This is a genomic window from Pseudomonas sp. P135 (assembly GCF_020312125.1).
Lineage (GTDB): Bacteria > Pseudomonadota > Gammaproteobacteria > Pseudomonadales > Pseudomonadaceae > Aquipseudomonas > Aquipseudomonas fragariae.
The window spans coordinates 365329-387517 of the sequence record NZ_JAGPYR010000002.1 but is presented as its reverse complement, the minus strand read 5'-3'; the positions used below and the strand labels follow the sequence as shown (position 1 = coordinate 387517).

Annotated in this window: 19 protein-coding genes and 1 pseudogene; 10 read left to right on the top strand and 10 right to left on the bottom strand. The window is 57.7% G+C overall.

All coding sequences use genetic code 11. The annotated features are described in order from the left end of the window. The first annotated feature begins 30 nt into the window (after positions 1-30). Together KBY08_RS04265 and csrA are read left to right on the top strand one after the other, a co-directional pair. Positions 31-1383, top strand: a complete 1353-nt coding sequence (locus KBY08_RS04265) for a GntP family permease (protein ID WP_003315860.1) — start codon at positions 31-33, stop codon at positions 1381-1383. A gap of 524 nt (positions 1384-1907) precedes the next feature. Then, positions 1908-2096, top strand: coding sequence for a carbon storage regulator CsrA (gene csrA, locus KBY08_RS04260; RefSeq protein ID WP_002554157.1), 189 nt, complete (start codon positions 1908-1910; stop codon positions 2094-2096). Between the two features lie 117 nt (positions 2097-2213). On the opposite strand, the gene KBY08_RS04255 is transcribed toward csrA, so the two are convergent. The 3 genes from KBY08_RS04255 to KBY08_RS04245 all read right to left on the bottom strand — a co-directional run bounded on the left by KBY08_RS04255 (position 2214) and on the right by KBY08_RS04245 (position 5494). Next, a complete protein-coding gene (locus tag KBY08_RS04255; protein ID WP_024642322.1) occupies positions 2214-3614 on the bottom strand; it encodes a hypothetical protein in 1401 nt (466 codons plus the stop codon). Positions 3615-4330: 716 nt separating this feature from the next. Further along, positions 4331-4591, bottom strand: a complete 261-nt coding sequence (locus tag KBY08_RS04250; protein ID WP_003403781.1) for a DUF1652 domain-containing protein — start codon at positions 4589-4591, stop codon at positions 4331-4333. A gap of 405 nt (positions 4592-4996) precedes the next feature. Then, positions 4997-5494: a GNAT family N-acetyltransferase gene (locus KBY08_RS04245; protein WP_003403782.1), complete on the bottom strand. Its 498-nt coding sequence runs from the start codon at positions 5492-5494 to the stop codon at positions 4997-4999. Positions 5495-5859: 365 nt separating this feature from the next. Here KBY08_RS04245 and KBY08_RS04240 point away from each other — a divergent pair, with 365 nt between their 5' ends. The 3 genes from KBY08_RS04240 (at position 5860) to KBY08_RS04230 (ending at position 9529) form a co-directional block, all read left to right on the top strand. Next, on the top strand, positions 5860-6804 hold the full coding sequence (locus KBY08_RS04240) for an alpha/beta hydrolase (protein WP_032654974.1): 945 nt from the start codon (positions 5860-5862) through the stop codon (positions 6802-6804). A 54-nt stretch (positions 6805-6858) separates the two neighbouring features. Continuing rightward, positions 6859-7299, top strand: a complete 441-nt coding sequence (locus KBY08_RS04235; protein WP_024642324.1) for a GNAT family acetyltransferase — start codon at positions 6859-6861, stop codon at positions 7297-7299. Positions 7300-7408: 109 nt separating this feature from the next. Beyond that, positions 7409-9529: a TonB-dependent siderophore receptor gene (locus KBY08_RS04230; RefSeq protein ID WP_024661110.1), complete on the top strand. Its 2121-nt coding sequence runs from the start codon at positions 7409-7411 to the stop codon at positions 9527-9529. A gap of 58 nt (positions 9530-9587) precedes the next feature. On the opposite strand, the gene KBY08_RS04225 is transcribed toward KBY08_RS04230, so the two are convergent. Further along, the gene (locus KBY08_RS04225) at positions 9588-10109 is read right to left on the bottom strand and encodes a DUF3237 domain-containing protein (protein ID WP_003403786.1); all 522 of its coding nucleotides are present in this window, start codon (positions 10107-10109) and stop codon (positions 9588-9590) included. Between the two features lie 184 nt (positions 10110-10293). Here KBY08_RS04225 and KBY08_RS04220 point away from each other — a divergent pair, with 184 nt between their 5' ends. The 3 genes from KBY08_RS04220 to KBY08_RS04210 all read left to right on the top strand — a co-directional run bounded on the left by KBY08_RS04220 (position 10294) and on the right by KBY08_RS04210 (position 13242). Further along, entirely contained in the window at positions 10294-10911 is a 618-nt protein-coding gene (locus KBY08_RS04220; protein ID WP_024651396.1) for a TetR/AcrR family transcriptional regulator, read from the top strand. 93 nt (positions 10912-11004) lie between these two features. Next, entirely contained in the window at positions 11005-12672 is a 1668-nt protein-coding gene (locus tag KBY08_RS04215; protein ID WP_371834304.1) for a methyl-accepting chemotaxis protein, read from the top strand. A 141-nt stretch (positions 12673-12813) separates the two neighbouring features. Continuing rightward, positions 12814-13242, top strand: a complete 429-nt coding sequence (locus KBY08_RS04210; protein WP_032607810.1) for a nuclear transport factor 2 family protein — start codon at positions 12814-12816, stop codon at positions 13240-13242. Positions 13243-13270: 28 nt separating this feature from the next. Here KBY08_RS04210 and KBY08_RS04205 read toward each other — a convergent pair whose 3' ends face one another. The 4 genes and pseudogenes from KBY08_RS04205 to KBY08_RS04195 form a co-directional block, all read right to left on the bottom strand. Continuing rightward, positions 13271-14152 (bottom strand): CAP domain-containing protein, encoded by an 882-nt coding sequence (locus KBY08_RS04205; RefSeq protein WP_024642587.1) that lies wholly within the window; start codon positions 14150-14152, stop codon positions 13271-13273. Between the two features lie 138 nt (positions 14153-14290). Continuing rightward, positions 14291-15154: a methyl-accepting chemotaxis protein gene (locus tag KBY08_RS26650; RefSeq protein ID WP_404944258.1), complete on the bottom strand. Its 864-nt coding sequence runs from the start codon at positions 15152-15154 to the stop codon at positions 14291-14293. Continuing rightward, positions 15149-15931 (bottom strand): annotated as a pseudogene (locus KBY08_RS26645) (MCP four helix bundle domain-containing protein); the annotation flags it as partial. The gene KBY08_RS26650 and the pseudogene KBY08_RS26645, both read right to left, overlap by 6 nt. Before the next feature lie 199 nt (positions 15932-16130). Next, a complete protein-coding gene (locus KBY08_RS04195) occupies positions 16131-16856 on the bottom strand; it encodes a GNAT family N-acetyltransferase (RefSeq protein WP_024642586.1) in 726 nt (241 codons plus the stop codon). A gap of 576 nt (positions 16857-17432) precedes the next feature. Between KBY08_RS04195 and katB the strand changes: the two genes are divergently transcribed. Further along, entirely contained in the window at positions 17433-18938 is a 1506-nt protein-coding gene (gene katB, locus KBY08_RS04190; protein WP_024638661.1) for a catalase KatB, read from the top strand. A 61-nt stretch (positions 18939-18999) separates the two neighbouring features. Beyond that, entirely contained in the window at positions 19000-19569 is a 570-nt protein-coding gene (locus KBY08_RS04185) for an ankyrin repeat domain-containing protein (RefSeq protein WP_003403801.1), read from the top strand. Between the two features lie 12 nt (positions 19570-19581). Here KBY08_RS04185 and KBY08_RS04180 read toward each other — a convergent pair whose 3' ends face one another. Continuing rightward, entirely contained in the window at positions 19582-21675 is a 2094-nt protein-coding gene (locus tag KBY08_RS04180) for a PAS domain-containing sensor histidine kinase (protein ID WP_058822822.1), read from the bottom strand. A gap of 216 nt (positions 21676-21891) precedes the next feature. Beyond that, positions 21892-22116 carry a DUF6434 domain-containing protein gene (locus tag KBY08_RS04175; protein WP_024642585.1) on the bottom strand — a complete coding sequence of 75 codons (225 nt, stop codon included), beginning with the start codon at positions 22114-22116 and terminating at the stop codon, positions 21892-21894. Positions 22117-22189 lie beyond the last annotated feature (73 nt).

Below are 22189 nucleotides of genomic sequence, written 5' to 3'. Positions count from 1 at the left end.
TCCTTAAAACAATAAACCGGAGAGACACCCATGTTCGGTATGACCCATGAGACGTTCCTGCTCGTCGATGCGTTGGTGACCATCGTCGGCCTGGTGCTGCTGATCACCACCTTCAAGGTACACCCTTTCGTCGCGTTGACCCTGGCGGCAGGCTTTCTTGGCCTGACCTCGGGAATGCCGGTGGAAAAAGTCATGAAATCCTTCCAGGACGGCTTCGGCGGCGTACTGGGCTTCGTTGGTATCATCCTCGGCCTGGGCACCATGCTCGGCAAGCTGATGGCCGACTCGGGCGGCGCGGACCAGATTGCGCAAACGCTGATACGCACCTTCGGCAAACAGAAAGTGCACTGGGCAATGATGTTCTCTGCCTTTCTGGTGGGCATCCCGCTGTTCTTCGAGATCGGTTTTGTCCTGCTGATCCCGCTGGTGTTCATCGTCGCACGGCGCACCGGCGTGCCCATCGTCAAGATCGGCATTCCGCTGCTGGCAGGCCTGTCGGCCGTACACGGTCTGGTTCCTCCGCATCCAGGTCCGTTGCTGGCCATCGGCATCTTCGGGGCTGACATCGGCAAAACCATTTTCTACGGACTGATCGTTGCACTGCCGACGGCCATCATCGCTGGCCCGATCTTCGGTAACTGGATTTCCAAAAGCATCCCCGGCACACCGTCCAAGGAACTGATGGATCAGATCGCCAAGGAGTCGAGCACTGAAAACCTGCCAGGCTTCGGCATCACGCTGGTGACCATCCTGCTGCCGGTCTTCCTGATGCTGCTCAAGACCTTTGCCGACGTGGTGTTGCCGGAAAACAACATGTTCCGCATCTGGATGGACCTGATCGGTCACCCGATCACCGCCCTGCTTGCCGCGCTGTTGCTGGCGTTCTACACCTTTGGTGCCGCGCGTGGTTTCGACCGCAGCAAGATCATGAAGCTGCTGGACCAGAGTCTGGCCCCGGTGGCGGCAATCGTGCTGATTGTCGGCGCAGGCGGTGGCTTCAAGCAGATGCTGGTTGCCAGCGGCGTGGGTGACGTCATAGGGCACATGGCCGTGCAGGCGCAGATCAACCCGATCATGCTGGCCTGGCTGGTAGCGGCGGTCATCCGCATCGCAACCGGTTCGGCGACGGTGGCAACCATTACCGGTGCCGGCATCGTAGCGCCGGTGGTCGGCCTGATTCCAGGCGTCAATCGCGAGCTGCTGGTGCTGGCAACCGGCGCCGGCTCGTTGATTCTGTCGCACGTCAATGACGCCGGGTTCTGGCTGGTGAAGCAGTACTTCAACATGACCGTTGCCGAGACCTTCAAGACATGGACGGTGATGGAGACCATCCTCTCGGTCGTCGGCCTGATCTTCATCATGCTGTTGTCAATGGCGGTGTAAACCCCGGCCAAGCCTTCGCGGGAGCTGAAGCCCGCGAGGGCCTGGCCCCGCCTCACACCTGTGCATCACCCCACTCCAGTCCCCCCGCAATACCCCGCATCAGCGTGGACACGAAGGTGATCCGCAGTCCCTTCCTACACACTCGCTCACCACTTTCATTTGAATTTTCAGAAAGCACGGGCAATCTGGTGCAGTCATGCCTACGCTTGTACTCATATCGAAATGGCTTGAGCAGCGCCGTCGACCGAGAGGATGACGACCTGAAACGGTGCAGCGGTTCACGTTACTTTTTATATGACGCCAGTAAATACGGGCATTTTCACGTCGAAACGGGCAGAATTGGCGCACTCGTCGTATCCGGGATGCAAATCTCGATGACAAGAAAATGAACCGAGGGAATTTAATTCACCTGTGCGACGTCATAAGACGGATGCATTTGGATGCACTCGGCAACAATCACCACGCAAAGGCAAACGCCAGCCTCTTGAGAGAGGCGTTTTCAAGAGGCCATCAAGGAAAAGATTATGTTGATACTCACTCGCAAAGTAGGCGAAAGCATAAACATCGGTGACGAGATCACCGTCACGATTCTTGGCGTTCAAGGGCTTCAAGTCCGCCTGGGCATCAATGCACCCAAAAATGTTTCAGTGCACCGTGAAGAAATCTACAAACGTATCCAGGCAGAACTGGCTCCCAACCAGGACCCACAATAATTCTCGCACTCCCCCTTATTCAATGCTGATTTGCCGTTTATTGGCAGACCGGCCATACGGCGTCCCTGGGACGCCGTTTTTTATGGCCGCCATTCTGCGCTTCTCTGCTGCACCCGCTTAACCGGCTTGAAGGCCTAACACCGCCTGCATGAATCCGTCCGAAATGAACGTCTCGGCAGCTACAGGCTGATGAGCGAGTCTGCGCGTGACCGCCTCCAGTACCGCTCGGCTGGCATCATGATGAAACTGCCAGACGCCGTATATCCGGCCGTCGAAGGCGGGTTCGCTGCCTAATTGCGGGTCGACGCCCAGCCCGGCGCCCAGGCCGAAAAGATGCAGCCCCCTCATTCGACGACCGTGCTGATCGACTGGACAGCCGCCAGCGTCCGAGTCGAGACCACCCTTGGCCTCGCGCAAACTGACGGGGTTGCCATCGGCATCCCACAGTCTCGGCAACACGGGCTGATAGCCAGAGCACTGCACGATTACAGTCGAGTCGGCCAGGGCCAGTCGGGCCTGCTCATGTTCATCGGAGCGTCCGCCCAGTGTCTGCAACATCTGCACGCGCACGCCGGTTTTGCCTACGCGGCCGCTTTGCAGCGCCTCGCGTCCGATCTCCAGCGCACGGTAACGCAAACCTCCGGAACGGTTGACCCGACCTGAAACCGGGCAGACATCACACTGCGAGTCGAATGCGTAACCGGCCGCCTGTGCCAGCTCGGCACTTTCGTAAAACAGCCTGATACTGCTGCGATGAACCAGTGTCAGTTCCTGCAGGCCGGCAAACTCCAGTGCATCCGCCAGATTCTCCAGCGTCGAGAACGCGCTGTGAGATCCCCCGACGATGGTTATGCGCCCGTCACCGGCCAGCGCCGGGGCAAACACTTCGCGCAACTGCACCGCGTTCATGCGTAGCAAGCGGTCGGCGCTCTGGACAGTGCAGTGCTCCGGCAGCGCCAGGCCTTGTCGGGCAAGATCATCAATCAAGTGTTGTGGATCCTGTCGCCCGCCCAGGTTGAGTACCAGCGCCTGGCAGCGCACGCGTCTTTTGCCATGCACACTGTCAACGCGCAGACAGAACTCGTCGCCCTCGCAAATGACTTCATCAAGGCGGGTGCCGGACCATACTTCTACGCCATAACGTTGCACGATGTGGTCCAGCACCAGCCTGGCTGCCTCGGCCATGAGCACGCCCACATCCGACAGTTGCGGCGCGCTCTGTGCCTGCGCCTTGATGCGCCAGTAGGCTGCCGAGTATTCGAGGGTCTCGAACACCTCGCGCAATGCCGGATCGCGAAGGCAATCGATGAATACATCGCCTACCGAGTTGGCAGTGATCCGGTAGTCTCCCAGCGCACCCGCCCCGGGCCGGTCACTTGCATCAATGACAATCAGTCCTTTCGCAGCAAGCCCGGGCATCGCGCCGCTCTTCAGGGCGTTGAACAAAAAACCCATGCCTGCCAGCCCGGCACCGCCCACCACACAACCGCAGGCTGTTTCCATACAGTTATCAAACATAATGATGCTCCATCGTCATTTTCATACGTTGGTGCAGTCCAGAAGTTCTGGATGATCGAATGCCTGGCTGATAAGGCGAACCAGCGTCCATGCACGATTCGAGGCGAAACATACGCAGCAGAATACACACGCGCTCATTCACGGCGCTGAGGAGACGCCATGGTTAGAAAAGGTGGTCTTCACAAAAAATTACAATACTGCAGGTACAGTTTGAAGTTTCAGACCTGCCAGAAGGGATGCGTCATGCTACCGCCCTTTTTAAGACAGCGCTTTTATCAACCTGCAAAGAGTGACAATGCGTTACAAAATAAGTCGGCAACTGAATAGTTGCAAAGAAACGCGGGAGTGTCAAACGGGCTGCCGGAGTCCGCCATCGCTCAGTGTCGCTGTATAACCTGATGATTTGAATGACCTTGCATCTTTTAATCCTTGAAGGCCACTTCAAAAAGATAGTGTTCGATGACATTAACGCGCTCAATGCGTTCAACTTATTTTTTATCGTCTGCGCTAAAAACAGCATGCTTTCGACGCTGTTAATTTGACGAGCTCAAAGCGGTTGTGCGCCACCAGAAGTTTCGCGGTCATGAAGACCAGACGTGCCCCGTTCCGGGCGCTGAATGAGGCCGCCACAGCGCCCATAAAAATGACAAGGCCCCGATCAGCGATGATCAGGGCCCTGTAACGTGATGCCGCGGCATCAGCGGGGTGCAGCCGTATCAGGCAGCGCTGTAGTACGCTTTCGCTACTCGAGTCGTCACCGGCTCTTCACGCAGCTCGGCCACCAGCGCAGAGATGTCCCGAACCGTATTGATACGGCTGAGCGGCAGGCTCTTCTGACGCTGGGTGCGCCCCGATACCGGGTCGCTTATCTGCACATTCATCTGCTCGTTGGCAATCGTACAGGTGCAACGCAACGGCAGAAACGCACGTTCCACAATGCTCCTGAGTTCTAACTCGGACAGTCCACTCGCGATCATTTCTTTATCTCCTTATGTGTGTAAGCATGTCCCGGCAGTGACAAAATTTTGATAATTTTTATTGTTGATGACTTTTTAAAAACGGCACGCGCCAGCCCGCCAATTATCTGTCGCCACTTACGTGATGCTTAAACCCGTTATACACGGTGTCCTGCACTTCAGGCAACTTCCATAACTGAATATCCCGCGCCCTTTTAACGCTGTTTCTTATTGAGGGCATCCACAGAAAAAACGATTCACCGTCATGATCTTCAACAAAATGGCACCCGGCGTGAATCACAGCGGATAAAAGGCGCGCGAAGCAAGAGAATAAAGACTGACGAACGGTCAACGCCTGGAACGCAAGCGGCTCGACACGGCACGCACGCCCTGTTGAAAAGGGTCGCGCGTGCCCACGTTGAAAACTTACTCTTGTGTATGTTCCAGGTCCTTGCCGGACAGCCGCAGATGAATCAGCGCAACACGCTCGCCGCGCTTATCGCGCTTTTCTTCAATGTGGAACGGACGAAACCCCATCCGCGGATAAAACAGCAAGCCTGGCACGTTGTGGTTGAAGCACGACGCGATCATTTCGCTCGCTTCGTGCTTGTCGAACGCGATCCCCATCATGGTGGTGATCATGAAGCGCCCTACCCCTCTGGACCGGGCCTTCGGTGCGATGATGACGTTGCCCAGCGAACAGCGGCCGCGAAAGGTGCAGTGAGAGAAATTGGCAAAGCCTACCACCTCACCGTCCATTTCGATGACGGTCGAGTCATGACGCGTTTGAAGCGCTTCACTGAGTTGTGAGGCAGTCAACGGGTACGTTGCCCTGGGGAACATGTAGAACAGCTCATCGGCATTCTGCGGCAGCTCGCAGATGAGAGGGACGTCTTTTTCTTCCAGGGGACGGTGAGTGAACATAGGCGGTAACCTCTTGAAGAAATTGAAGAAAGCGCGGGTATACAGCAAGCAGATTGGTGCAGCGGGCGACGGAAGGTGACAAAAACACAGCGCCCTCGCTGACACAGCATAATCCGCAGCTATCGAAAAGGGCTACCTCAATAGCAAAACGTGCTAATGAGCAGCGCTGTTGACCCCGCCTTTGAGCCACCTTGCGCAAGGTGTTGAAGCGATGGGTTTTACTCGAACATCGCGTTCCCGCTCAGCCTGTCAGTAGTTACGGCGCAAGTACGCAATATCCTGTAACCCGGTATTCGTCGGCTGGTCTTGCATCCCGAATGCAGATTCTGCATTTATTTCACTTTGTTGACCGGACTATTCCTTTTATGTCGATTTCGCCACTGGCCCGCTTCAAAGCCCGTCCGCTCAGATGGGTTTGCATGATAGCCATCATTCTTGGCCTGCCCGTCGGCTGTGCAGTGCTTGAACACAAGGAGCGCGAACTGGTGTTTCGCATCGAGCCCGGTACCGCCAGCTGGTACAGCGGTCTGCCGGCAGATGTGCAGGAAATCGAACTCAGTACACCGGCATTCGGTACCTCGCAGAATATCCACGCATGGTGGTGGCCCGCTGCGGACAAGAACGCCCCGGCGGTGTTGTACCTGCATGGATCACGATGGAACCTCACCGGCCAGCTGTTCCGTATCCAGCAACTCAAGGCACAGGGCTACTCGATACTGGCGATCGATTACCGGGGTTTCGGGCAAAGCATGGGCCAACTGCCTTCGGAAAGGTCTGTATATGAAGACGCACGCATCGCCTGGGAACGCCTGAAGCAATTGCAACCCGACCCGCAGCGCAGGCTGATTTATGGACACTCTCTGGGCGGTGCGGTGGCAGTGGATCTGGCTGCCGAGCTGGGCGAAGACGCTGAAAAGGACAATGCACCCATTCAGGCCCGCGGGCTGATCATCGAATCCACGTTCACCAACCTCGCCGATGTGGCCACCGCGCTTGCCAACACATCGTTGCCGGTGCGTTGGCTGCTGTCGCAGAAGTTCGACTCGCTGGACAAGATTGCAGACATCCATATGCCGGTGCTGATCGTGCACGGCACCGAGGATCGCTATGTACCGGCACGCTTCAGCGAACAGTTGTTTGCAGCCGCGCGGGAGCCGAAGAAACTGTTATTGGTGCCTGGCGGTACGCATAACAACAGCATGCAGCTCGGACAGCCCGCTTACAGCCGGGCCATTCGTGCCCTGTTCGATAAACCGGCATCACTGCCTCAGGTGACAAAACAGGGCAAGGACTCAAAGAACGCCGGTTAGACAGCGCCGGGTGCGTGGCAGTAGTCTTCGGATTCATGGCCTAAGGACCCCGCAATGAACTGTATTGTCGAGTATTCAGACCCGCATCACCGCCTGGCGGTCATCCAGCTGTGGAAGACCGTCTTCAATGACGACATGCCACACAATCGCCCAGACCTGTCGATCGACAAGAAACTGGCTGTCGACGACCATTTGTTCTTCGTTGCTCTCGCGGATGACGAGGTGGTCGGCACACTCCTTGCCGGCTATGACGGGCATCGCGGCTGGCTGTATTCGGTCGCCGTCGATCCGCAACAGCGCGGCAACGGCCTAGGCACCCGGCTGGTCAGGCACGCAGAAAAGTCGCTTGCGGATCTCGGCTGCGTGAAGATCAACCTGCAGATCCATACCTTCAATGAAAGCGTGCAGGCCTTCTATAAAACCCTGGGCTATACGCCTGAGCTCATTATCAGCATGGGCAAGCGGATCGATGCCAACGTAACGGCTCAGTCCTGAGCTGTCTGCCGAGGCGACCGAAACCATCGGGCGCCTCAATCATTTATTTACATGAGAATTAATATCAAATTACAATTATTGCTATTAACGTCCTAGCAGAGCATCTCCCTTGAGCACTTCCTTCCAATGCCCTCGCCGTCCCGGCTCTTTTCTGCTGTCCGCGCTTTCTCTGGCGATGTTCTCCGGCGGCGCAGTGCATGCTGCCGAAACCGCAACGCTGCCCGCTACGCAGGTGTCGGCAACCGCGACCGAAGCGCAGGAAGGCTACAGCGCCAAAAGCGCCAGCACTGCGAGCAAGAGTGACGTACCGCTCAAGGAAGAAGCGCAGTCGGTCAACGTGGTGACACCGCAAACCATCGCCGACTACAACGTGCGCTCGCTGGACGATGCCATGAAGTTTGTCAGTGGTGTCAGCCAGGGCAATACCCTTGGCAATACCAAGGACTCGCTGGTCAAGCGCGGCTTTGGCACCAACGATGATGGCTCGGTGCTGCGTGACGGCGTGCGCTCGGTGGTGTCGAAAAATTTCGGTGCCACTACCGAACGCGTTGAAGTGCTCAAAGGCCCGGCCTCGCTGCTGTACGGGGCGATGGAGCCGGGTGGCGTGATCAATGTGATCAGCAAACAGCCGCAATACGTGCAAAGCACCACGCTCAGTGGCTCGGCGTACAGCGAAGGCGGCGGCAGCTTCGGCATCGACACCACCGGCCCGCTGGGTGACTCGGGGCTGGCCTACCGCCTGGTGGCCGAGCGTCAGAGCGAGGACTACTGGCGTAACTATGGCGTTGACCAGCACACGCTGGTCGCGCCGTCGCTGTCCTGGACCGGGGAGCGCGCCAGCCTGACGCTGGCTTACGAGTACAACGATTACGTCAGCCCGTTCGATCGTGGCACGGTGTTCACCGGCGGTCATCCGGCCGATATCAGCTACGACAAGCGCCTGGACGAAAAATGGGCAAATACGGTCGGCATCAGCGAAACCGCTACCGCACGCTTCGAGTACCAGCTCAGCGATGACTGGAAAGCCCGCCTGACCTACGGCTGGAACAACGACCGCTACAGCCTCTCGATTGCCCAGCCGAGCACGCTGTCCAGCAGCGGCGTGCTGCGACGCCAGGCCAATGGCGGCCATTACGATTATGAAACGCGTTATGCCAGCTGGGACTTCATCGGCAAGCAGGAGGTGTTTGGCCAGCAACATGATCTGCTGATCGGTGCCGAGCAGGAGGATTCCGACAAGTACCGCGGCAAGACTTACCGCAATGGCGTACAGGGTGGCTTCAATATCTTTTCGCCCAGCTACGGCAGCCTGGCGGAGCCCAGTGTTGTCAGTACGACCACCAGCAACCTGAGCAATCAACTGACCTCATCGTCCATCTACCTCAAGGACAACTGGCATCTTGATGACCGCTGGATTCTGGTCCTGGGCGGCCGCTATCAGCATTATGACCAGCACATCGCCCAAGGCCTCGGCGCCAGCCGCAACACTAATCTGAACAAAAATGACGATATATTCCTGCCGATGGCGGGCCTGGTATTCAAGGTCAATGAGGACCTGTCGTTGTACGGCAACTACAGCCGCTCTTTCGTCCCCAATGATGACGTCAACGATGACGGCACCACCTTCGACCCGGAAGAAGGCCGCAGCTACGAAGTCGGCGCCAAATATGCGCTGGCACCGGAACTTGACTTCAACCTGGCGGTGTTCGACATCGAGAAGAAAAACGTCGTTACTCCTACCGGCGTGACCGGTGTCAGCGAAGCCGCAGGCAAGGTAGGTTCACAAGGCATCGAGCTGGACGTGACCGGTCGAATTGCCGAGCGCTGGGACATGATCGGCACTTACGCCTACACACATACCGAAGTGCTTGATGACCCCAAAAACGAGGGCAACCGTTTGAGTCAGGCACCGAAACATACCGCCAGCCTGTATCTCACCCATCACCTGCAAGTCCCGTCCGGTCTGGGCGAATGGCATGCCGGTGGTGGCGCGCGCTATGTCGGCGATAGGGCGGGTGACAACGCAAACACGTTCTACATGAGCAGCTACACCGTGGCTGATGCGTTCCTGCGCTGGGATGTGCCAATGGCAGGTTATAAAACCCGCCTTCAATTGAACGTGGATAACCTGTTCGACAAGCAGTACTACCCGTCCAGTACCGACAGCCCGTTGCAGGTCAATGTGGGTGAACCACGCACCGCACGCCTGAGCGCCAGCGTCACGTTCTAAGAGGTTGCCACGAAGCAGGCCTGCGCGGGCTTGCTCCGTGGGCAATCAAACGGATGAATCAGAACTTCATTCGGTAAAAACTGATCAGCGCTTCATTGCCATACAGGTATTCGAACCTGCCGATGAATGCGCTCTTCTCCAGCCACTCGTTAGGGCCCAGAGCGACCTGAAAGCGTGGTGTGCAAGTGCACTGGTAATGGCCTTCGCTGATTGGCCATAGCCCGTTCTGAAGTTCGTGCTGGCCCGTTTCGTCAACGAGCAGAGCACCCCTGCTTTCAACGTTGATCATTTCGCCCAACTGGGTGACCAGCGTGAAACGGGTTTCGAGAAAGGCAAGCTCGGATGACAACTCAACCAGCGTATTGCTGCCGCCGGAGAGTACCGAGCCGCTGAAGTTTTCGCCGTAAAACTCCCCGCCCACTACATTGCTGTTGCTACGCAGTCCGTCGCTGCATATCCCCATGAGCACAGGCGCGTCGGTCTTCAGAATCACGGTCAGCACTTTTTCAAGATGAGGAGCGGCTACCGTTTTACCACGAAAAGCGCGTTTGACGGATTTGTTGAAGTCGATAATGGTCATAGAACTGTTCACTCCATCTTTGAATGGATTCGGGCAACGAATGGCCGGGTGCAGTCCATCGGCATTTATCTACGCCTGCTTTTCCAGTAAGCTCCACGGAGTCGACTGAAATCGTACCGAACGGTTCAGTTCCAGTCTAGGGAATTTTGTACACGATCTGCTCACTGGAGAATTGAGGATATGAATGAAGGTCCGTACTGAAGCTCGCCGCGAAGCCATCATTGATGCCGCAGCAAGTGTCTTCCTCGAAATGGGCTACGAGCGTGCCTCGATGAATGAAGTCACCAAACGAATGGGTGGCTCCAAGGCAACGATCTATAGTTACTTTCCCTCCAAGGAAGAACTGTTCATCGCTGTGGTCAACAGGCTTGCAACTGCCCATCTGGCCGACGCGGTTTCAGAGCTGGCGATCCAGGATGACAAACCGATCGATTTGCGGGCCCTGTTCACGCGCTTCGGGGAACGCATGCTGATGGTGCTTATCAATGATGACAAGGCATTGGCCGTGTATCGCATGGTAGTGGCCGAGTCCGGGCACTCGGACATCGGCATGATGTTCTACGAGTCCGGCCCCAGCCAGTGCCTGCAGACAGTTACCTCGCTCATGACTCTGGCGATGCGAAAAGGCCAGTTGCGTGAAACCGATCCGCACATCGCCGCGTTGCAGCTGACCTCGCTGTTGACTGCCGAGACCGACATTCGCCTTTACCAACAGGCGCCCATGCCGCTAAGCATCGAAGAAATTCGCGCCATGGTCGAACGCGCAGTGGATACCTTCATGTTGGGTATGGAGAAACGTTGAGTCTGCATAACAGAACCAGCCGGTACTGATAAGAACCGTAATTGCAACCCTTCTGACACACCTTGTTACTCTTTTGCAGCCAAGTTAATCCGAATGAGGGCGATAGCTGTCTACCCTCTCGGAGAAATACTCATGATCCTGCGAAAACTCAACCTGGCCGCGCGCTCGACGCTTTGTTTCGGCGTGTTCTGCCTGATGATCATTGCCTTGGGCTTGCTTGCCCTGCGTCAGGCAGCCGAGCTCAATGCGGCGGAAAAATTCATCGAGACCAATGTGCTTCCGAGCGTGAAACAGCTCGCATCGATCGATCGGGAGTTTGTCAGTATCCGCGGCAACAACGCCCGTGTGCGCAATCCGATTGAGCCGCAGGATCGAAAGACCAAGGCGCTCAGCGATATCCAGCAGTCGCGCTCGCTGATCGCCGGCTATTTTGACACGCTCGGCAAATTGATCGTGACTCCGCAAGGGCGCCAGGCCTTCGACGAATTGTCCCAGGCACAGGCCGGGTATCAGGTGGCACAGGATCGCTACCTCGCCTCGGTAGCCGCCGGCAATCTGGAAGCTGCAGTGGCAACTTCCAATGGCGAAATGAAAAGCGCGGCCGATCAGGTTGAAACCGGGCTGAAGAAACTCATTGGCGTCAACGACGCCAAAGCCGAGAAAGCCGGCGCTGCCGCTAACGCTGCCTATCAGCAGACGCTGTGGATGGTGGGCATTTTCATCACCGTAGGCGTCATCACCACGCTGCTCCTCGCCTGGATGTACACCCGCAGTCTGACTGGCCCGATTGGCGATTCGTTGAGTATCGCGCAACGCATTGCCACCAATGATCTGAGCCAGGACATCCCGCAACATGGCACTGACGAGGCGGCGAAACTGATTGCCGCACTCGCCACCATGCAGTCCAACCTGCGCAATGCCCTGACCCTGATCGGCGACTCCTCCACCCAACTGGCTGCGACTTCCGAGGAAATGCATGCCGTCACCGAAGACGCCTCGCGCACCATTCTGCGCCAGACCAACGAGATCGAAATGGCAGCCACCGCCGTCAACGAGATGAGCGCGGCAGTAGAGGAAGTGGCCAGTAACGCCGCATCGGCATCTGAGGTGACCTCGCAATCCAGCACTGCAGCCATGGCTGGGCGCGCGCAGGTCGATGAGACCGTCACGGCGATCAACCTGATGGTCTCCAAGGTGCAGATCACCTCCACTGAGGTACAAGGCCTGGCCGTCATGGCGACGGATATCAGTAAGGTGCTGGATGTGATCCGTGCCATCGCGGAACAGACCAACCTGCTGGCACTCAACGCAGCCATCGAAGCGGCTCGTGCAGGTGAAGCCGGGCGGGGTTTTGCGGTGGTGGCGGACGAGGTCAGGGCGCTGGCGCATCGCACCCAGCAATCAACCCGTGAAATCGAACAGATGGTCGACTCGATCCAGACCGGCACCGGCAATGCTGTCAGCGCAATGGAGCAGACCAGCGTTCAGGCCCACAAGACACTGGAGATGGCCAATGGCGCTGGCAAGGCGCTGCTGGAAATCACCGAATCCATCAGCCAGATCAATGAACGCAACCTGATGATCGCCACCGCCGCCGAAGAGCAGGCTCAGGTCGCTCGAGAAGTCGACAGAAGCCTGGTCAGCATTCGTGATCTGTCCAGCCAGACATCCGAGGGCTCCAATCAGACGGCCATCGCCACTGCCGAACTGTCGACCCTGGCTTCAAGCCTGAACCGTCTCACCAAGCAATTCCGCGTTTAAGCCCCTCTGCCGGGAAGCTCGCTTCCCGGCATCTCCCCTTGTCGAATGGCCTTCCCTGATCTAAGTTGTACGACGACAGATGAATTCTGTCATCTGAGCCGGTTTCGCTCACCTTCAATAATCACAAGAAAAGGGATGAACATGAAAAAGCTGACACTGCTGATGGGGTTTCTGTGCCTGTTCACCGGTTACGTCGCGGCCTCGCCTTCCGACGAGACCGATGTCGCCAATGCCGTAGACAAACTGACACAAGCCATGTGGCACAAGGACATAGCGCAACTCGATGCGCTGACCGCCGACAACCTCACGTATGGTCACTCCAGCGGTACTATCCAGGACAAGAAGGCATTCATTGCGGACATCGAAACCGGCAAGAGCGCCTTCAATGACCTGAAGATGCTCAATCAAAAGATCACCCTGTCCGGCGACGTGGCACTGGTGCGCAATCACTTTTCGGCTCAGGCGGTGAACAGCGGCAAGCTTGTGCCGACTGAAATCGAGAACTTCCAAATCTGGCAAAAGCAGAACGGCCAATGGTTGCTGATCGGCCGTCAGGCATTCCGCTTCTGATTCCAGGTTACCAGCGCAGCGCCAGACGCTACTGCTGCGTGCCGAACATTGCCGTCCAGTAAATTCCTGCGTCACTTTTGGGGTCCATTGCGTAGGCTGCGCCCAGCTCGCGGAAATCCGGATTCATCAGGTTGGCGCAGTGGCCCGGGCTCAGCAGCCAGCCATCCACGACCTTGCGCGCACTGTCCTGGCCGGCGGCAATGTTCTCGCCCACCTGCTGACCCACATACCCGGCCAGTTCGGCGCGGTCGCCAGGCGTGCGGCCGTCGCGATCCTTGTGGTCAAAAAAGTTTTGATTGGCCATCGCCTGGGAATGACGTTGCGCAGCGGTCCCCAGCACCAGGTTCCAGGCCAGCGGCGTGGTAGCGGCGAAGGATTGTGTGCCGCACTGGCGTGCCTGAGTGCGGGCATTGTTGATCATGCCCAGAATCTTTTGCCCCTCTGCCTGCCAATCGCCAAGACGCGACGCGACCAGCGAGCGCGCCAGCACGATACGCCAGTCTCGCCCTTCGCGGCTGACCCCGATGTCGACGAATTGCGGGTCCAGCACCACGCGGCAGAAACTCTCCAGCACCGCCTTGAGTGCAGCGTCTGCATTGTTCGGACCGGACAGGCTTATCGCCTGCACAGTGACCATCGGATAGGAAGCACGGGTCAGCGCCTGTTGCAGGTCCAGATTGCCACTGGCCGGCAGCACCAGACGCGCGTCGCTGGTCAGCGGCGGCAGTTCCATGGACACCTGCTCGCCGCAGCGCTGCGCCTGGCCGCGATAGGCATTGAGGGATTCGATCAATTGCGTTTCGTCGCCGGCCAGCGCAGCACTGGCAAACACGCCAGAGCACAACAAGGCCAGAAAGGATATCGACACTCGCGGGAGCGACAGGCGCAGAAGGTAATGAATGACAGGCATGAAAAGTCTCTCTCGGGCTGAGTCCGCCTATGATGCGCGAAATGACCCGGTCGGGCGCAACGCCTTTTTTATGCCTGACCGGAATTTAACAACCGATCGGGCCCAGACGTGCGCCAGACAATGCCTCGTGAGGACGACTTACAGCTTGAAGTTGGCAACCAGTGAGTTGAACGAAGTGGCCAGTCGCGACAGTTCCTGACTGGACGCGCTGGTCTGGTTGGCACCGGCAGCGCTCTGGGTCGACAGGTCCTGAATATTGATCAGGTTGCGGTCTACCTCGCGGGCCACTTGGGCCTGCTCTTCCGAGGCGGAAGCAATGACCAGATTGCGCTCGTTGATGGTGGCTACACCCAAGGTGATTTTCTCCAGCGCCGCGCCCGCACGCAGGGCCAGTTCCTGCGTGTTGGTGGCCAGCGACAGGCTCTTGCCCATCGCCGCAACCGCGCCGTCGGCACCTGACTGCACGGTGCTGATCATGCCTTCGATTTCCACTGTCGATGCCTGGGTACGGTGCGCCAGGGCCCGAACCTCGTCAGCCACCACCGCAAAACCACGGCCCTGCTCGCCAGCACGTGCAGCTTCAATGGCGGCGTTCAAGGCCAGCAGATTGGTCTGCTCGGCGATACTGCGAATCACGTCAAGCACCTTGCTGATTTCCCGCACATGCCCGGCCAGCTCGGAGACAGCGCCAGTGGATGCGGTGATCTCGTGGACCATGGTGGTGATGCCCTTGACCGTGTGATCGACCTGACCACGGCCATCGACGGCATCGTCTGTAGCGGACTTCGACGCTTCGGAGGTGGACACCGCGTTGCGCGCCACTTCTTCCACTGCGGCAGTCATCTGATTGACGGCTGTTGCCGCCTGCTGGATTTCGTCGTTCTGGCGAGTCAGCCCGCGGGTGCTTTCATCGGTGACGGCGCTCAGCTCTTCGGCAGCGGAAGCCAGCTGGTCCGAGGCACTGGCAATCTGTTGAATGGTGTTTTTCAGACCGCCCTGCATATCGGACAGCGCGTTCAACAGTTGTCCGGCCTCATCGCCACTGGTAGAAACAATAGGCTGAGTCAGGTCACCGCCCGCAATGCGCTGAGCACTGGCGACTGCAACAGCCAAAGGACGGGTGATCATGCGGGTAATCAGCACGCCCAGCATGATCGCCACCAGAAACGCGATCACCACACCAATCTCCAGCATCAATACCGAACTGGCCTTCAGGTCGGCAGCAGCGGCTGCGCCTTCCTTGATCTGACGATTGTTGGAGTCGATCATGACGCGCATGTAACTGCGCACCTTGGTAAAGCTTTCCGAGGACAGGCTGTTCAACTGGGTCCGGGCAGCCTCGTAATTACCCGCCTTCATCAGGTCGACAACCTGTTGAGAGCCGGAAATGTAAGCGGGCAGCATCAGTTCCAGCTGGTCACCGGCGGCGCGCTCGTCATCTTCCAGAGGCGTGGCGCGGTAGATCGCGAACACTTTTTGCGCACGGGCCAGGTCATCACTCAACGCCTGACGAACTCGATCCTTGTCCGTTTCGGAGACACCGCCATCCTGCGCATCCAGCAAACGGTACAACCCGCGGTTGTGAGCGGTGAAGCTGGTCAGCGCTTCATTGGTGTTGCTGACCGATACAAGGTTGTTGGAGAAGGTCAGCTCAAGGGCGTTGGCCAGGCGGGTCACGCCCACCATTCCCAGAGCGCCGACGGCCAGCGTAATCAATGCACAAATGATGAAAGCAGAGAGCAGCTTGGTGGAAAACTTGGACTGACGCAGGACGTTCATGGGGCTTACCTGTTGCTGAATGAGGAGTGGTGTCAGTGCCGGAATGAGTTGATCAAACAGCGATGATGTCATAATGACTTCACCTCATTTGGATCGTTCCACGGCCTCCTCGCTTTTTGATAAAAAGAGCTTTGACAAGTCGCACGTGTGCAACTAATGCCCTCTATCGGTCCTGCCTCGTTCGCACGCTCTTCTTTAATCAGTGCAGCCGCAACGTTTGCGACACGCCGTCTGCCAGCTCATTGTTGCCAAGACGTTGCTCGGCGAGCGTTCTCGCTTCAAGGGCCATGCGGTCCAGGTGGCGGTCGCGTTGCTTCTCCGCATCGACCATCGCGCTGTTGCCATGCTGTTTGAGCAAATAAGCGTGGATCTGCCGCACTTCCACCGAGTTGTAGATCGGTGCGATATCCATGACGGCAAGCAGACCGTCAGTACCGTGATCACGCGTGTTCATGATGACCTGCGGACCACGCGCACCCAGCACCTGAAAACCCATCGCCTCGAAATACGCGACTTTGCCGACCACGCAATACAGCTCTGCGTGCGGATAGCGACTGGTCATTTTCTCCAGCATCGAGCGTGCGATGCCCTGACGGCGGTGGCTGTCGCGCACCGCCATGTAAGCTACGGCGCAGGCCTCCGGGTCATCCTGCACAGGCAGGTACAGCAAAAAACCCAAGACGGTTTCGGGGTCTTCGTCGTCCAGCGCAACGATCAGCTCCACGGCCAGCTGCTGCGAACCGTCCATGGCATTCAGGTACAGATGCACCTCGTACCCCACGCCGTACTGGTAAAGGTTGTACAGTGGGTTGCTCGGCGCGATGGCTACCAGGCTGATGTCAGTCACGTAATCGACGACCATCTGCTGGATCTGGCTACGGATGAATTCCGGCGGCGGGGTGTGTAGCAGCATGATCGTTGGCATGGGACAAGGGGCTCCATTAAAGAGGTGTGCCTGTACAGAATGTGGCCACATGATAGCGCGTCGAGGCATTCAAGACCGATATTGTCATATTGCCAGCATTCTGCAGCGCGGCACCTTAGTTACAACTTATACGATGACCTGGAAAAAGAATATCAAATAGCCACCTACTGACAAGATGGCCACAAGTATCAGTACGATCGTACCAGCGCACATCACGGCCATCTGTAGTGCTACCAGACAATAAAGCTGATAATGATTCACATTGACCTGAACACGGAGAAAAACAGCGTGTTTAATGACTGCCAACATTTAATAAAAATCAAATATTTTCAAGGAGATGCATAACTAGCAAAGGCAGGAAAATATAACTTGATCCACCGCATATGAACGTGCCCTCAGTGCACCATATCAACGGGTACAAACATTCTTTACCGGGTCTACCTTTTGCCCGAGTATTTATCTCAATCGCCCCGATACATTTTTATAATCACTGTGTTTCCCTCACGCGCCTAAGATAACCCGGCCTACTAAAAATATGAGGGATTCAAAATGCCGTTATTAAACTGGTCCAGACACATGGTGTGTTTAACTGCAGCCGGTCTGATTACTGTTCCGACCGTTTATGCCGCTGACACCCTGACCCGCGACAATGGCGCCGTCGTCGGCGACAATCAGAACTCTCAGACCGCAGGCGCCCAAGGGCCTGTCCTGCTGCAAGACGTGCAACTGCTGCAAAAGCTGCAGCGCTTTGATCGCGAACGCATTCCTGAACGCGTCGTGCATGCCCGTGGCACCGGCGTCAAAGGCGAGTTCACGGCCTCGGCCGACATCAGCGACCTGAGCAAGGCGACCGTGTTCAAATCCGGTGAGAAGACCCCGGTATTCGTACGCTTCTCCTCCGTGGTTCACGGCAATCACTCGCCGGAAACCCTGCGCGACCCGCATGGCTTCGCCACCAAGTTCTACACGGCTGACGGCAACTGGGACCTGGTGGGCAACAACTTCCCGACCTTCTTCATCCGTGACGCCATCAAGTTCCCGGACATGGTCCACGCGTTCAAACCTGACCCGCGTACCAATCTGGACAACGATTCGCGTCGCTTCGACTTCTTCTCCCACGTACCGGAAGCCACCCGTACGCTGACCCTGTTGTATTCGAACGAGGGCACCCCAGCGGGCTATCGCTTCATGGACGGCAACGGTGTACACGCCTACAAACTGGTCAACGCCAAGGGCGAAGTGCACTACGTGAAGTTCCACTGGAAATCCCTGCAGGGCCTCAAGAACCTTGATCCCAAGGAAGTCGCTCAGGTCCAGTCCAAGGATTACAGCCACCTGACCAACGATCTGGTCGGCGCGATCAAAAAGGGTGACTTCCCGAAATGGGATTTGTACGTTCAGGTCCTCAAACCTGAAGAGCTGGCGAAATTCGACTTCGATCCACTGGACGCCACCAAGATCTGGCCGGACGTTCCCGAGAAGAAGATCGGGCAGATGGTCTTGAACAAGAACGTCGATAACTTCTTCCAGGAAACCGAGCAGGTCGCCATGGCCCCGGCCAACCTGGTTCCAGGTATCGAACCTTCCGAGGACCGCCTGTTGCAGGGCCGTGTGTTCTCCTACGCTGACACCCAGATGTATCGCCTTGGCGCCAATGGCCTGAGCCTGCCCGTCAACCAGCCCAAGGTTGCGGTCAACAACGGCAATCAGGACGGTGCGCTGAATACCGGCCACACCACCAGCGGCGTCAACTATGAGCCGAGCCGTCTGGAACCGCGTCCAGCGGATGACAAGGCGCGTTACAGCCAGCTGCCGCTCAGTGGCACTACCCAGCAGGCGAAGATCACGCGTGAGCAGAACTTCAAGCAGGCGGGTGATCTGTATCGCTCCTACAGCGCGAAAGAGAAGACTGACCTGGTGCAGAGCTTCGGCGAGTCGCTGGCCGACACCGACACTGAAAGCAAGAACATCATGCTGTCGTACCTGTACAAGGCAGATCCTGACTACGGCACTCGGGTAGCCGAAGTCGCCAAAGGCGATCTGAGCAAGGTCAAGTCCCTGGCTGCAAGCCTCAAGGACTGATGATCTGATACCCCGTCCCGGTGCTCTGTCGCCGGGACGGTTCCCGTCAGGAGAACGCTCCATGAAGCATCTGATCTATGGCTTGCTGCTGTTTTCCGCAGCCGCAAACGCCACACCACCGACACCCACTCCCACTCCAGCGCCTTCAGAGCTGAGCGCCGAACAGACTGCCAGCCAGCTGCGCACGCTGTTTTTCGACGCCTCCCGTGAAGGCAACAACCCGATGCTGGACACCTTTATCGAAGCTCATTACGACCTCAATATCCGTGACGAACAAGGCTATACCGGTCTGATTCTGGCGGCCTATCACGGCCATGAAGACTCGGTGATACGCCTGATAGACGCCGGAGCAGACCCCTGCGCCAAGGACAATCGCGGCAATACGGCGCTGATGGGTGCGATTTTCAAGGGTGAACTGAGCATCGCCAAGCGTCTGGTGCAGGCAGATTGTGGTGCGAACCTCACCAACAATGCCGGACAGACCGCCGCCATGTACGCCGCCTTGTTCAAACGCACTGAAGTGCTAAAGGAACTGACCGACAAGGGCGCAGACCTGAGCATTCGTGACAGCATGGGCAATGACGTGGAAGGCTTGTCCAAAGGTGAATTCCAGGCGCCGCCCACCCGCTGACGGCTGCTGGAATCAGTCTTCGCGCTCGATCATTTCGTAGATGCGGCTGGCAAACGCTTCCATGGTGAAGGGTTTGGTGAGCACCCACATGCCCGGATCCAGATGGCCGTTGCCAATGATGGCGTTCTCTGCGTACCCGGTGATGAACAGCACTTTGAGGTCGGGTCGAATGATGCGCGCAGCATCGGCCAATTGCCGGCCATTCATGCCACCCGGCAACCCGACGTCAGTCACCAGCAGGTCGATACGCGCATCGGACTCCAGCACCTTGAGCGCGGATGCACCTTCGCCCGCCTCGATCGGAATGTAGCCCTGATCCTCCAGCACTTCAGCCACCAGCATGCGGATGGTCGGCTCATCGTCAACAATCATTACCGTGCGCTCGGTCTGTGCAGGCGCCGATCCACAGGCATCTGCAGCCTCGATCTCTTCTGGCGCCCCGAGGTAATGACGCGGCAGGTACAGGCACATGTTCGTGCCCTGACCAGGCTCGGAATAGATGCGCACCTGCCCGCCGGACTGGCGCACGAAACCGTACACCATCGATAAGCCCAGCCCCGTACCCTGCCCCAGTGGCTTGGTGGTGAAGAAAGGGTCGAATACCCGATTGATGACCTCGGGCGACATGCCTGTACCGGTGTCGCTGACACACAGCGACAGGTACTGCCCGGGGATCAGGTCGCGGCCTTGCGAACCGCGCTCGTCAATCCATCGGTTGGCCGTCTCGATGGTGATCCGCCCGCCTCGCGGCATGGCGTCCCTGGCGTTGATGCACAGGTTCAACAAGGCATTTTCCAGTTGCGGCGCGTCGATGAAGGTTGACCACAACCCGACCGAGGTCACGACTTCCAGAGTGATGTGCGGCCCGACCGTGCGCCGAATCAGCTCTTCCATGCCGATCACCAGGCGGTTGATGTCGACCGGTTTGGGGTCCAGGGTTTGCCGGCGCGAAAACGCCAGCAATCGATGAGTCAGTGACGCCGCACGTTTGGAGGCATCCTGCGCAGCCCCTAGGTAGCGATCCAGTTCATTGAAACGGCCCTGGCTCACCCGTGTCTTGAGCAGTTCCAGCGAGCCCGTGATGCCGGTCAACAGGTTGTTGAAGTCGTGGGCGATACCGCCAGTCAACTGGCCTACGGCTTCCATTTTCTGGGACTGGCGCAAGGCTTCTTCAGCCTGGCTCAGGCGCTCCTGCTCGCGCAGCCGTTCGCTGACATCGTAGGCAAACAGGTAAGCGCCAATGGCCTGCCCCTGAGCATTGCGCAGCGTGCTGTAACGTATTTCAAAATGGCTGGCCGGATCGTTCGAGTCGCTGAAGCTGACGCTTTCGGCGAACTCTTCGCCCGCTAATGCGCGCGTCCAGCGCCTTTCAAGATCAGCCTTGCTCTGCGGCCGGTCGTCGAGCAGGTCGAGCATACTGTCACCCACTTGCGGCCGGATGCCGAACAGGCGCTCGAACTCGCGCAGTGCCGCGCCATTGATGGCCATCCAGCGAAAATTGCAGTCGACAACATGAATGATCGCATTGGTGCCGTTGACGACATCGGCCAGCACATTGCGCTCGGCCACGGCTTCGACAATGCGCGCCTCCAGTGTCTCGTTCAGCTGCTTGAGCGCCAGTTCAGCGCGCTTGCGTTCAGTGATGTCTTGAAACAGCACAGCGACCTGCCGACGGCTGGCCGGCTCGATGCGAAAAGCGGTCAAGGCCAGATAGCGCCCGGTGGCCACCAGTTCGCGTTCAAAACGGATCGGCTTGCCGGTCCGCAACACGTCGCCGTAAAACTCCACCCAGCCATCGGCCTCCTCGCGAACCATCTCACGCAGCTTCTTGCCCACCACGTTGGAAATGCCGGCGTGGCACTCGTAGGCCGGGTTGGCTTCAACGTGAATGTAATCGCTCAGAGGACCGTGCGGCCCGTCAAAGAATTCAATGATGCAAAAGCCTTCATCCATGGCGTTGAACAGAAAACGATAACGCTCCCGGGATTGCGCCAGGGCGTATTCGGCCTCCCGCCCCGTGACGCTCAGGCTCTCTTTAAGCGAAGCGTTTTCCTGCTCCAGAGCCGCTAGCCGGCTCTGGAGATGCTGTAAATCTGTCGGGGTCAAAGCGGCGGCACCTGAGGCATTGGTTGCGCCGCTTTCCCGTCATGCGGGGCGGCACGAGCACGCTACGAGAAAAACCACTCGCATGCAAAAAATAATGGCGTTTTGAGCTCGTAAATTGTCGGTTCTCGCCAGACCAGAGCGAGAGACGATTTGGTGAGCAGCCTTCACCAGCACAGAAACTTACCCTGCAGGACCGCTCCCATCGCCGCAGCGATGTCAGTTCGATGCTGAGGCTGCGGCATGCAGGCGCAGCCATTGGTCTGCGACTTGCCCCATGTTCTTGGGCTCGCCATTGTTGATCCACGCCATGAATGGCCGATCAAACCTGAACGACGGCCCGCACTGCAAGGTCATGAAGCGCCTGACGTTCTGCGTATGCCGATAGGTGTCATCCACCGGCGTGTCGCGCGTGATAAGGTCGGAGTGCCAATCGAAAGCCATGCCTTATTCCTTCTGCTGTCGGGTTGCAGGCACTCTTTATAGCGGGATTCTGGTGCAGTCGCGAGGCTGGAAG

Coding starts and splice junctions, on each gene's coding strand:
- KBY08_RS04265 (WP_003315860.1), top strand. CDS start 31: ATGTTCGGTATGACCCATGAGACGTTCCTGCTCGTCGATGCGTTGGTG.
- csrA (WP_002554157.1), top strand. CDS start 1,908: ATGTTGATACTCACTCGCAAAGTAGGCGAAAGCATAAACATCGGTGAC.
- KBY08_RS04255 (WP_024642322.1), bottom strand. CDS start 3,614: ATGTTTGATAACTGTATGGAAACAGCCTGCGGTTGTGTGGTGGGCGGT.
- KBY08_RS04250 (WP_003403781.1), bottom strand. CDS start 4,591: ATGATCGCGAGTGGACTGTCCGAGTTAGAACTCAGGAGCATTGTGGAA.
- KBY08_RS04245 (WP_003403782.1), bottom strand. CDS start 5,494: ATGTTCACTCACCGTCCCCTGGAAGAAAAAGACGTCCCTCTCATCTGC.
- KBY08_RS04240 (WP_032654974.1), top strand. CDS start 5,860: ATGTCGATTTCGCCACTGGCCCGCTTCAAAGCCCGTCCGCTCAGATGG.
- KBY08_RS04235 (WP_024642324.1), top strand. CDS start 6,859: ATGAACTGTATTGTCGAGTATTCAGACCCGCATCACCGCCTGGCGGTC.
- KBY08_RS04225 (WP_003403786.1), bottom strand. CDS start 10,109: ATGACCATTATCGACTTCAACAAATCCGTCAAACGCGCTTTTCGTGGT.
- KBY08_RS04220 (WP_024651396.1), top strand. CDS start 10,294: ATGAAGGTCCGTACTGAAGCTCGCCGCGAAGCCATCATTGATGCCGCA.
- KBY08_RS04215 (WP_371834304.1), top strand. CDS start 11,005: ATGAGGGCGATAGCTGTCTACCCTCTCGGAGAAATACTCATGATCCTG.
- KBY08_RS04210 (WP_032607810.1), top strand. CDS start 12,814: ATGAAAAAGCTGACACTGCTGATGGGGTTTCTGTGCCTGTTCACCGGT.
- KBY08_RS04205 (WP_024642587.1), bottom strand. CDS start 14,152: ATGCCTGTCATTCATTACCTTCTGCGCCTGTCGCTCCCGCGAGTGTCG.
- KBY08_RS26650 (WP_404944258.1), bottom strand. CDS start 15,154: ATGCAGGGCGGTCTGAAAAACACCATTCAACAGATTGCCAGTGCCTCG.
- KBY08_RS04195 (WP_024642586.1), bottom strand. CDS start 16,856: ATGCCAACGATCATGCTGCTACACACCCCGCCGCCGGAATTCATCCGT.
- katB (WP_024638661.1), top strand. CDS start 17,433: ATGGTGTGTTTAACTGCAGCCGGTCTGATTACTGTTCCGACCGTTTAT.
- KBY08_RS04185 (WP_003403801.1), top strand. CDS start 19,000: ATGAAGCATCTGATCTATGGCTTGCTGCTGTTTTCCGCAGCCGCAAAC.
- KBY08_RS04175 (WP_024642585.1), bottom strand. CDS start 22,116: ATGGCTTTCGATTGGCACTCCGACCTTATCACGCGCGACACGCCGGTG.